This is a genomic window from Aidingimonas lacisalsi, assembly GCF_008079445.1.
Classification (GTDB): Bacteria; Pseudomonadota; Gammaproteobacteria; order Pseudomonadales; family Halomonadaceae; genus Aidingimonas; species Aidingimonas lacisalsi.
Genome location: NZ_VRYH01000012.1, coordinates 12756 through 23319 on the forward strand (window position 1 = coordinate 12756; position 10564 = coordinate 23319).

6 protein-coding genes are annotated in these 10564 nt (G+C 61.3%); 2 read left to right on the plus strand and 4 right to left on the minus strand.

Features of this window, described 5'->3' with window-relative positions; all coding sequences use genetic code 11:
• The first annotated feature begins 99 nt into the window (after positions 1–99).
• Complete coding sequence (locus tag FVV99_RS17250) at positions 100–1059, plus strand: LysR family transcriptional regulator (protein WP_148255373.1); 960 nt, start codon at positions 100–102, stop codon at positions 1057–1059.
• Between the two features lie 52 nt (positions 1060–1111).
• Here the strand turns inward: FVV99_RS17250 and FVV99_RS17255 are convergent, their stop codons facing one another.
• The 4 genes from FVV99_RS17255 to FVV99_RS18585 form a co-directional block, all read right to left on the minus strand.
• The gene (locus FVV99_RS17255) at positions 1112–1633 is read right to left on the minus strand and encodes a methylated-DNA--[protein]-cysteine S-methyltransferase (protein ID WP_148255374.1); all 522 of its coding nucleotides are present in this window, start codon (positions 1631–1633) and stop codon (positions 1112–1114) included.
• A gap of 1 nt (position 1634) precedes the next feature.
• Positions 1635–3005, minus strand: a complete 1371-nt coding sequence (locus FVV99_RS17260) for an AlkA N-terminal domain-containing protein (RefSeq protein WP_148255375.1) — start codon at positions 3003–3005, stop codon at positions 1635–1637.
• A 134-nt stretch (positions 3006–3139) separates the two neighbouring features.
• Entirely contained in the window at positions 3140–3649 is a 510-nt protein-coding gene (locus tag FVV99_RS17265; protein ID WP_201745143.1) for an anthrone oxygenase family protein, read from the minus strand.
• Between the two features lie 58 nt (positions 3650–3707).
• Entirely contained in the window at positions 3708–3857 is a 150-nt protein-coding gene (locus tag FVV99_RS18585) for a hypothetical protein (RefSeq protein WP_161599038.1), read from the minus strand.
• A 210-nt stretch (positions 3858–4067) separates the two neighbouring features.
• On the opposite strand from FVV99_RS18585, the gene FVV99_RS17270 reads away from it, so the two are divergent.
• Entirely contained in the window at positions 4068–10544 is a 6477-nt protein-coding gene (locus FVV99_RS17270) for a GLUG motif-containing protein (RefSeq protein ID WP_161599039.1), read from the plus strand.
• The last annotated feature ends 20 nt before the right edge of the window (positions 10545–10564 follow it).

The following is a 10564-nucleotide window of genomic DNA, read 5'->3' on the forward strand; positions in this document are numbered from 1 at the left end:
ATTAGTCGGGGTGGGAGGGAAATACTGTTCCAGTAGCGGGACAGTCACCGCGCGTCCGTTCGCCCGCGGTTGTCTCTCATGCACGGCGAGGACACCGATATGCTGCAGGATCTCAACGATGCCTTGATCTTTGCCAAGGTCGTGGAGCAGGGAAGTTTTACCGCTGCATCGAGGCTGCTGGGCATTCCCAAGACGACGGTGAGCCGCAAGGTACAAGGCCTGGAAAAGCGCCTGGGCGCACGGTTGCTGCATCGCACGACACGCCGGTTGAGTCTTACCGAAGCCGGTGGCGTCTACTACGAATATTGCCATCGCATCACGCATGAGCTGGGCGAGGCGGAAAGCGCCGTACACCAGCTCGAAGGCAGTCCCCGCGGCTGGTTGCGGGTTACGGCACCGTTCACGATGTGCACGGAATTCACGTCGACGCTGATTCGCGATTTTCGCGAACTCTATCCCGAGGTCAGAATCGATCTGGTACTGTCGAACGAGCATCTCGATCTGGTCGCTCATCAGATCGATGTGGCACTGCGGGTCGGCAGTCTGCCGGATTCCACTCTGGTCGCCCGCTCGCTGGCGCGCTACCGCTCGTATATCTATGCCAGTGAACGCTATCTCGTCCGTCACGGCGAGCCGCGTACCCCCGACGACCTGGCGCGACATCCGGTCCTGGCGAAGAGCACCGACCGTCGTAACCAGCGCTACTTCTGGCAATTGCAGAACGGCTCGCGCCAGGAAGATATTGCGGTCGATCCCATCGCCGTAGCCAACGACCCGTTCGTGCTGCGGCGCCTGCTCGTCGAGGGCCATGGGTTGATGCTGGCGAGCGAGATCGTGGCGTGCTGGGGCCCTGAAGAGAATCAGTTGCGTCGTGTGCTTGATGGCTGGTCGGGACCGGATATCGAACTCAACGCCGTCTTTCCCAGCGGTAAGCTCATCTCACCGAAGGTTCGCAGCTTCGTCGATATGGTCGCCGAGCGCTTACAGATCGATAGCGGCTTCAGCACCGAACATTGGCAGCAACCGGCGAAGACACTCGAAACCATGGACACGGCCTGAACGGCGAGGCCCGGTCACACTGACTGGTGACAGTCCCGCTCGCTACGCTGCCTCAAGCGTCGGGAAGCGATGCAACGTCAGGCGACAGAATGAAGGGCATCTCTTCTGCCTCGAACGCCAGTAACCAGCGCTTGCGATCCAGGCCGCCGGCATAGCCGGTCAGGCTACCGTTGCTGCCGATCACCCGATGGCAAGGCACCACGATAGCCAGTGGATTGCGTCCGTTGGCTGCTCCCACTGCCCTGACTGCCTTGGGCTCGTCGAGGCTTGCGGCGATCTCTGCGTAACTGGCGGTGCGCCCATAGGGAATGCCGAGCAAGGTCTGCCAGACGCGCTGCTGGAAGGGCGTGCCCTGAGGAGCCAGGGGCAGGTCGAACGATTGCCGCTGGCCGGCAAAGTACTCCGCCAACTGCTGTTGACCGCGCCGGGTATGAGGGTTGGGCCTGGGCGGTTCGTCGTCGGCCGTGACGAAGGCGATCTCGGTGAGGCCGTGCTCGTTGGCGCGCAGACGGATCGGGCCAAGCGGGGCGTCGTCGGCGGGGAGGTAATAGTCGAGTGCGTCGAGTGAAGACATCTCAGTGGCTCCATAGTTGCAAGGTGAGATAGCTGCGCCAGGGAGCGGCGCACTGTGGATCGGCGTTGTGCAGGGCAGGCAAGGCTTTCTGGATGCCCAGGTCGCCGGCGAGCCAGATATCCGGGTGCGAATGGCCACGCATGGCGGCATAGTCGGCGGTCCATTGGCCGATGCCTTTGAGGGCCGTCCAGGCATGAGTGTCGTCGCTGTCCTCCGAACCGGCGTGCCAGGTAGCGAAGCGACGTAGCGTCTGGCGGCGAGTGTCGGGCATGCCGAGAAAGTCGAGAGGGCTGGCGGCGATGGTGGCTGGCTCCGGAAAGTGTCGGCAAGGCTTGCCATCGATATCACCGGCGGTTTCGCCGAGTTCGGCGACCAGCCTGGTGGTCAACCCCCGGGCGGCGGTCACCGAAACCTGCTGGCCGAGAATCGCCCTCACCCCGGCTTCGAATGGACTCCAGATCCCTGGCAGGCGCAGTCCTTCCACCAGTGGCTGATCCGGCAGGGCCTTGGCCAGGTGCGCTTCGATGAGCGTACTGTCGGCATCGAGGTCGAGAAGTCGCCGGATGCGACGCACGATCGGCGCCAATGAGCCCAGGTCGTTCAATGTCAGCGCCACGTCGAAGACGTGCCGCTCGGGGCGATGTATCGCGGTGAAGTGGCCTTGGGTCGTGCCCCAGGTGATGGTGCGTCCATACACATCGTCGTCGATCCATTCCAGACCGTCGATGGCGCGGCTGGCATAGAAGTCGCGTAGTGTCTGCCAGGCATAGGGTGGGCGGTAAGCGAGTTCGAGACTCAGTGCGGCCGACGGGGCACCGGCGCGACGCCGCAGTTCTCGCGGCGCGAGGCCGACGCGTGTCTTGAAGGCGTCGTTGAAGCGACGCAGGCTGCGAAAACCGCTGGCATAGGCCACGTCGGTCACCGGCAGATGGGTCTGGTGCAGCAATTGTTTGGCAAACAAGCACTGCTGATAGAGAGCGTAGCTCTTGGGCGACACGCCAAAGCGACCGTGGAACAGGTGGCGCAGATAGCGATCGCCGATCCCCAGGCGTGCGCACAGTTCACTGAGCGAGCCTTGCTGTAGGGCGCCGCCATCGATCAGCCGCAGCGCTCGTTCCAGCGTGGTGTCGACACCTTTCCAGGCGGGCGATCCCGGGGCGCTGTCCGGTCGACACCGGAGACAAGGGCGAAAGCCGGCCTCGGCTGCTGCCACTGCGCTCTCGAAATAACGGACATTGCGTTCCTGCGGCGGTGTGGCCGGGCAGATGGGTCGACAGTAGATACCGGTGCTCGTCACTGCGGTGAAGAAGCGACCATCGAAGCGAGCATCCCGGGCCAGGCGTGCCTGGCGGCAGTATTGCGGATCGAGCACGTTGAATTCCTCGAATCACTGTGGCTCCCAGTATATCGCGCCCATGGCACCTGGCTCGCCGGAATCGGCAGTGAAGGCAAACGGCGGGGAGTGATTCGAGGCGCAACGTGACCTGGCCATGTTGGGCACCCCGATCACATGGCTAGGGAGGCGGAACTCCTGCTGGCCAGTAGAGCTGCGATGAAACATCCGCAGGCGATCGTCGAGGCGACCGTTCGCAGATGATTCCAGAAGGTCCAATCCTTCAGGTAACGCGCCCAGATGGCGGCCGCTTCGTCCTCTGATGTCGGGTCCCGGTTCAGTTCGTTATTGAGCGGCACGTTGAAGACCATCGTGATGACGAACATGCCGATGACATAGACGAGCCCTCCGGCGAACATGAACATCGAGCCCGGTTCGTCCCAGCGGAACGGGGCAAGAAGTGCGAGCACGGCGCTGGCTAGCGTCGTGCCGAAGAACAGCGGCATGAACAGCGAGCCGAGGATCGTCGAGTTGATCGCGTTCATGGCGGCGCGGCCCGCCTCTCGGTCGAGGCGGTCGAGCGCCGTCATGATGAAGGTCGAAAACGCGAAATAGAGCCCAGCGATAAGGCCGCAGCCTATCGCGGAGACCCAGAGCAGGATGTCGCTGGCCAGTTGCATCATTGTCTTGCCTCCCTTGTGCCGGGAACGGTCACGCAAGCATGCGTCACATCCTGGATCGTTACCAGTCGATGCGATACTCGGTGTGCTGACACTGGCTGGTCGAACGGGCCATGGTGATTTCGACAGCAGGGCAGAGGCTTATCGCGAGCTGCGTGAACATGGCAAGAGCGCCGGCGAACCATGTCTCGAGCGGCTTTCGATATGGCATTGGCTGCCGCCTTGTCTATGCGTCTCATTTTTCTCCTCTCCCTTTGCTCTGTGTCTCAAACTCGCTTCCCGGTCTTGGCGGCCCGGCCCTCTGTTGCTACAACGTCCGGCACAACCGGTACGGGCATCCTCCCATCTTGCCCTGATGCGATGGCTTTTCCACGTTTATCGAGCCCCTGCCGCCTCATCTAGGGACTGCATGAGTGTCATCATGAATAACGCGTATCGACTCGTCTGGAGCCTGGTCACCAACGCCTGGCGCGTGGCGCCGGAGTGTGCTTCGCGCCGTGCCACCGGCAATGGCCGCCATCGTCGTATTGTCAGCAGCTTGCCGTTGCTTGTGCTGCCACTGGCGGCCTCGCTGCAGGCGGCGGAGCTGCCGTCGGGCGAAGAGGTGGTCGGCGGGGAGGCGGACATCGAACGTCAGGGTGACGACCTCACCGTGGAGCAGAGCAGTCACCGGGCCGCCATCGAGTGGGAACGCTTTTCCATCGGCAAGGGCAAGACCGTGCGCTTCAAGCAGCCGGGGTCCGATGCCGCCGCCCTGAATCGCGTCACTGGCGATCAAGTGTCAGAGATTCGCGGCGCACTGGAAGCCAATGGCCGAGTGTTTCTGGTCAACCCCAGTGGCGTGACCTTCTCCCCCTCCGCCCGTGTCGATGTCGGCGCGCTGGTCGCCTCCACGCTGGATATCTCGACCGAAGACTTCATGAACGGCAATTATCGCTTTGAAGGCGATAGCGCCAATGCCGTGGTGAACCAGGGCAATATCACCACCGCCGAAGGCGGCACGGTGGCGATGATTGCCGCCGAGATCGTCAACACCGGCACCATCGAGACCCCGCAGGGCAATACCCTGATGGGGGCGGGCAGTACCGTCACCCTGGATCTGGGCGGCCCGGTGCAGATCGAGGTGGAAGAAGCGCGCCTCGATACGGTGATCGAGCAGGGCGGTGCGATTCGCGCCGACGGCGGGCGCGTTCTGCTCACCGCCAAGGCCGCCGATGAACTGACTGCTAGTGTCATCAACCACTCGGGGATCACCGAAGCGAAGACGCTGGCCAGCGGCGAGAACGGCGAGATCAAGCTGATGGGCGACATGGACAGCGGCCGCGTCGAGGTGGCGGGCCGGCTGGATGCCAGCGCCCCCGAGGGCGGCGATGGCGGGTTTGTCGACACCTCGGCAGCCAAGGTCTCGATCGCCAACGAGGTGCAGGTCACCACTCGTGCCAACAGCGGCGAGACAGGCGAATGGTTGATCGACCCCACCGACTTTACTGTCAGCGACGGCACGGACTCGCAGAGTGATAGCGGCATCGGCGCCGAGACGCTGTCGTCCAACCTCGCCAACAACGATGTCACCCTGGAGACCGTCTCCACCGGTAGCGAAGATGGCGATATCAACGTCAATGCCGCCGTCGACTGGGATGCCGATACCACCCTGACCCTCGACGCCCATGGCGATATCAACGTCAACGCCGCCCTGACTGCCACCGGCGACAGCGCCGGCCTGGCGCTCAACTACGACGACAGCGATTATCACCTCAACGCCCCGGTGACGCTCTCCGGCAACAATGCCAGCCTGTCGGTCAACGGCACCAGTTACACCCTGATTCAGAATGTCGACGACCTTCAGGCCATGAGCGATGACCTCGGGGGCCACTACGCCCTGGGTCAGGATATCGATGCCAGCGCCACCTCGGGATGGAACGGGGGGGCCGGTTTTGTACCCGTGGGCGATAAGACCGACAATTTTACCGGTACTTTCGATGGTCTCGGCCATACCATCCAGAGGTTGTACATTGCTCGTGACGATGACCCCTCTGTTGGCCTATTTGGCTTTGCGTTTGGCCCGCAGACCCTGGTGCGCAATGTCGGGCTGGCGCATGTCGACATCACAGGTCGCTATTATGTCGGAGGGCTGGTGGGCTACAACACGGCCGATAGCCACATCGAGAATGCCTATGTCAGCGGTGATGTATCGGGTTCCAACACCGTTGGTGGGTTAGTGGGAATCAATGATGCTTCCATCCGCAATGCCTATTCCATGGCCCGTGTGGAAGGCCTCGGCGCTGGCGGCCTGGTTGGCTCCAATGGCGGCAGTATCGACCACGCCTATGCTACTGGTGCCGTTACGGGCAGCGGCAGCGGCGGCCTGGTCGGCATCAATAACATCGGTGGCAACGTCACCGAAAGTTATTACGCCACCACCGATGCCGATGGCAATGACATCAACACGTCCAATGATTCCAACCAGGGTGTCGGGGTTCGCTACACCCAAATGGCCAATCCGGACACCTTCAGTGACTGGGATTCCTCGGCAAGCTGGGCTTTCTCCACCAATGCCGGTGTGCCCGGCTATCAGGTCAGCCTGCCCTATCTCGAAGGCGTCACTCGCCAGCAGGACCTTCAGACCACGACCCTGTTCGAGGACGGCACCGGTACGTCGAGCGATCCCTTCACCCTCACCGACTGGCAGCAACTACACAACATCAAGCGCAATGCCGATGTTCTCACTGGTGGCTACCATTTCGACCTGATCAATGATCTCGACAGCGGCACATCCGGCTACGCCGACCTGGCCAGTCCCATCGCCAATGGTGACAAGGGCTGGGGGCCGATTGGCGATTATGACAACTCCTTCACCGGGACCCTTGATGGTCTCGGTCATGTGATCAGCGATCTCACCATTGATCGTGGTAATCAGAGTGATGTTGGCCTGTTTGGCTATATCGAGGATGCCACGCTGCGCCAGATTGGTCTGGAGAACGTGGACATCACAGGTGAGAATGCTGTCGGCAGTCTGGTGGGGAACAACTACGGCGGTACGATCAGCCAGAGCTATGCTACGGGCAGCGTCAGTGGGGCTCACGACGTTGGCGGGCTGGTGGGGGACAACAGCGGTACGATTAGCCAGAGCTATGCGACGAGCGATGTCAGCGGTAAATCTATTGCCATCGGCGGCCTGGTGGGGCACGACCGAAGCGGTACGATCAGCCAGAGCTATGCTACAGGGACGGTCACCGGCATAAGTGACTACGTCGGTGGTTTGGTGGGTATCGGTTACCTCTCTACCATCCACCAGAGCTATGCGACGGGCGATGTCAATGGCTACGCTAAAGTTGGCGGTTTGCTGGGGGTCAATGACTACGGTTCAATCAGTCAAAGCTATGCCACGGGCAGCGTCAGCGGGACCGGAAAGGTAGGCGGGCTGGCTGGCAAAAATCGCGATGGCGACATCAATAATACTTATGCCACAGGCCGGGTCAGTGGGACTGGAGACGACGTTGGCGGACTGGTGGGGTACAACAACGACGTTGGTACGATCAGCCAGAGCTATGCCACCGGCGATGTATCAACACCATCAGCAGTTAAGCGGGTTGGAGGGTTGGTAGGAAATAACTCCGGCACCGTCACTGACAGTTACTACGCCACCACCGATGCTGAAGGCAACGCCATCGATGGTGGCTACACCAACAGCGTCGGTACGCCCAGGACCCGCTTGGAACTGATGAACCCGTCGACATTCGAGGGCTGGGACGAAGCTATCTGGAATTTCGGTGGGGACGCCGATGTGGAAGGCTACCAGGTCGCACTTCCGTGGCTGGATGACGTCGCGCCGGCGGCGGAGCGTGTCACTGATACCCTCTTCCTGGACGGTACTGGCACCTCGAGCGACCCTTATATCCTCACCGACTGGCAGCAGTTGCAGAACGTCAATTTCAATGACGATGTGCTGGGCGGCGGCTATCACTTTGATCTTGCCAATAATCTTGGCAGCGGCACATCCGGCTACGCCGATCTGGCGGGTGAAAACGCCAATGATGGCAAGGGCTGGGAGCCTATCGGTGATGATGCGACACCATTCACCGGCACCTTTGATGGCCTGGACCATGTGATCAGTGAACTGACCATTAATCGTGGCGGCGAGGACTACATCGGCCTGTTCGGCACCGCCACCGATAGCAGCAGTAAGATCCGGAATGTCGGGCTGCTCGGGGTCCAAGTCACTGGCAACAATTCTGTTGGCGGTTTGGTTGGGGACAACAATGGCAGCATCACAAATGCTTATGTGACCGGCATGGTGAGGGGTACGGATAGCTATTATGTCGGCGGTCTGGTTGGGCAAAACGATGGCAGCATCACAAATGCCTATGTGACCGGGACAGTGAAGGCGAGCGAGTACGTCGGCGGTTTGGTCGGGGTTAACTGGGACAGCATAGCAAACGCTTATGCGACGGGCGTCGTGATGGGTAGCGAGTCTGTCGGCGGTTTGGTTGGATATAGTTTCAACGGCGACATTACAAACGTTTACGCGACGGGCGCGGTGACGGGTAACAAAGATGTCGGCGGTCTGGTTGGATTCATTTTATCCGCCGACCTCTCAAATGCCTATGCGACGGGGACGGTGACGGGTAACGAAGGTGTTGGCGGTCTGGTTGGGGGCGGCACAAGTACCTCTGACAGTTACTACGCCACCACTGACGCCGATGGCAACGCCATCGATGGTGGCTACACCAACAGCGTCGGTACGCCCAGAACTCGCTTGGAACTGATGAACCCGGCGACATTCGAGGGCTGGGACGAAGCTATCTGGAATTTCGGTGGGGACGCCGATGTGGAGGGCTACCAGGTCGCGCTGCCGCGGCTGGATGACGTCACGCCGACGGCGGATCGCGTCACCGATACCCTCTTCCAGAACGGTATTGGCACCTCGAGCGACCCTTATATCCTCACCGACTGGCAGCAGTTGCAGAACGTCAACTTCAATGGCGATGTGCTGGGCGGCGGCTACCATTTCGTCCTTGCCAATAACCTCGACAGCGGAACATCCGCCTACGCCGATCTGGCGGATGAAAACGCCAATGGCGGCAAGGGCTGGGATCCTATCGGTGATGCCGGCTCCTCCTTCATCGGCACCTTCGATGGTCGGGCAAATGTCATCTACGACCTGTTCGTTGATCGCCCGAGCGAGAGCTATGTCGGGCTGTTCGGCTATGCCGCTACCGAAGATAGCCAGATCCAGAACCTCGGCCTGAACGGCGGTCAGGTGTCGGGCGACCATGATGTTGGCGGGCTGGTCGGTTTCAATGCCGGTGGAAATATCGCCAATACCTATGCCACGACCGATGTCACCGGAGCCGGTAATGAGATCGGCGGGCTGGTGGGCACCAACTATGGCCAAATCAGTGGCGCCTATGCCTCGGGTTCGGTCAAGACGACGAATACCAGTGACGGCGACAAGGTTGGCGGACTGGTCGGGATGAATCATGACGCCATCACCGATGCCTATGCCACCGGCAGTGTGGCCGGAGTCAATAATGTCGGCGGACTGGTCGGTGCCAACCGTGGCGATCTTGACCGAGTTCATGCCACCGGCACCGTGATGGCGTCGGGCAACCAGGTGGCCGGACTCGCCGGAAGTAACAGCGACGCCACTATCAGCAATGCCTATGCCACAGGCGCGGTCTCTACCACGGCCAATGTCGTCGGGAGCGGCAACATCGTCGGTGGGCTGGTCGGGCGCAATGAGGGAAGTATCCGCGATGCCTATGCCACCGGCAGCGTGACGGCCGAGGGTGTTGGCGTGGGAGGCCTGGTCGGCTTCAACACCGATCAGGGCGCGATACACCACACCTACACCACCGGTGACGTAGAGGGGGCGGGGGATTACCTCGGCGGGTTGACCGGGCGCAACGATGGATCGACCAATGTCAGCTTCTATGCCACCACCGATACCGATGGCAATGCCATCGATGGTGATTACACCAACAGCGTCGGCAGCGGTCAGTCATACGCGAAACTGACCCAACTCGATACGTTCGCGGCCTGGGGAGACGATATCGACGATCAGGGCAGCACCGACGCGGTCTGGCGCCTCTATGAAGGCAACACCACTCCGCTGCTGCGCAGCTTCCTCACGCCAGTGAGCGTGTCTCCCGATGGCAGCGGCCTCTCGGGCCATACCTACGATGGCAACACCGCCACGGGTTCCACCGATCATGCCACAAACGTGAACGGTGCAGCTCTGGACGGACACCTGAATTACAGGACCGGTGCGGCCGATGCCGGCCATTACCGCACCCGTGATGGAAGCCTCGTTCTATCGGGACTCTATTCCGGTCAGCAGGGCTACGATATCAGTTACGACGAGGCCAGCCTGACCATCGAGCGTCGTCCCGTTGTGGTGACCGCGGACGATCAGCGCAAGGCTGAAGGCAGCGTCGATCCCACGTTCACCTGGCAGGCCGGTTGCGGGGCGTTGACTTCCGGTTGCGGCCTGGTGGCGGGGGAGAATCTCGACGGCGCACTGATTCGCGACCAGGGTGACGCCCCCGGCAACTATGCGATTCGCCAGGGCAGCGTGAATGATGCCACGAACCCCAACTACGCCATCGACTTCGTGTCCGGCCGGCTGGACATCGCCGAGGCCAATGCCGGGCCGCAGCCTGGCGATACCCTGTTCCCCTTGCCGGCTCGTAGCACGATCACCGCCTTGCAACAACCGGGATCGGACGATGAGACGGATCATGTCGATGCCGATGAAGACCTGATGCTGCAAGCGGTGGACAACGAGATCCCCAGGACCGCCAATGCCGTCGGTGTCGATCTGCCGCGGATCAGGGTGGAGGACGGCGGGATTGCACTGCCTGCCGTTCAGGACGAACCGACTGCCGGTGGCCAGTAATTTTTTCGGGAAGATTGCGA

Excerpts from the sequence above, each read along its gene's own strand:
- FVV99_RS18585 (WP_161599038.1), bottom strand. The coding sequence starts at position 3,857 with ATGCCATATCGAAAGCCGCTCGAGACATGGTTCGCCGGCGCTCTTGCC.
- FVV99_RS17250 (WP_148255373.1), top strand. The coding sequence starts at position 100 with ATGCTGCAGGATCTCAACGATGCCTTGATCTTTGCCAAGGTCGTGGAG.
- FVV99_RS17255 (WP_148255374.1), bottom strand. The coding sequence starts at position 1,633 with ATGTCTTCACTCGACGCACTCGACTATTACCTCCCCGCCGACGACGCC.
- FVV99_RS17265 (WP_201745143.1), bottom strand. The coding sequence starts at position 3,649 with ATGATGCAACTGGCCAGCGACATCCTGCTCTGGGTCTCCGCGATAGGC.
- FVV99_RS17270 (WP_161599039.1), top strand. The coding sequence starts at position 4,068 with ATGAATAACGCGTATCGACTCGTCTGGAGCCTGGTCACCAACGCCTGG.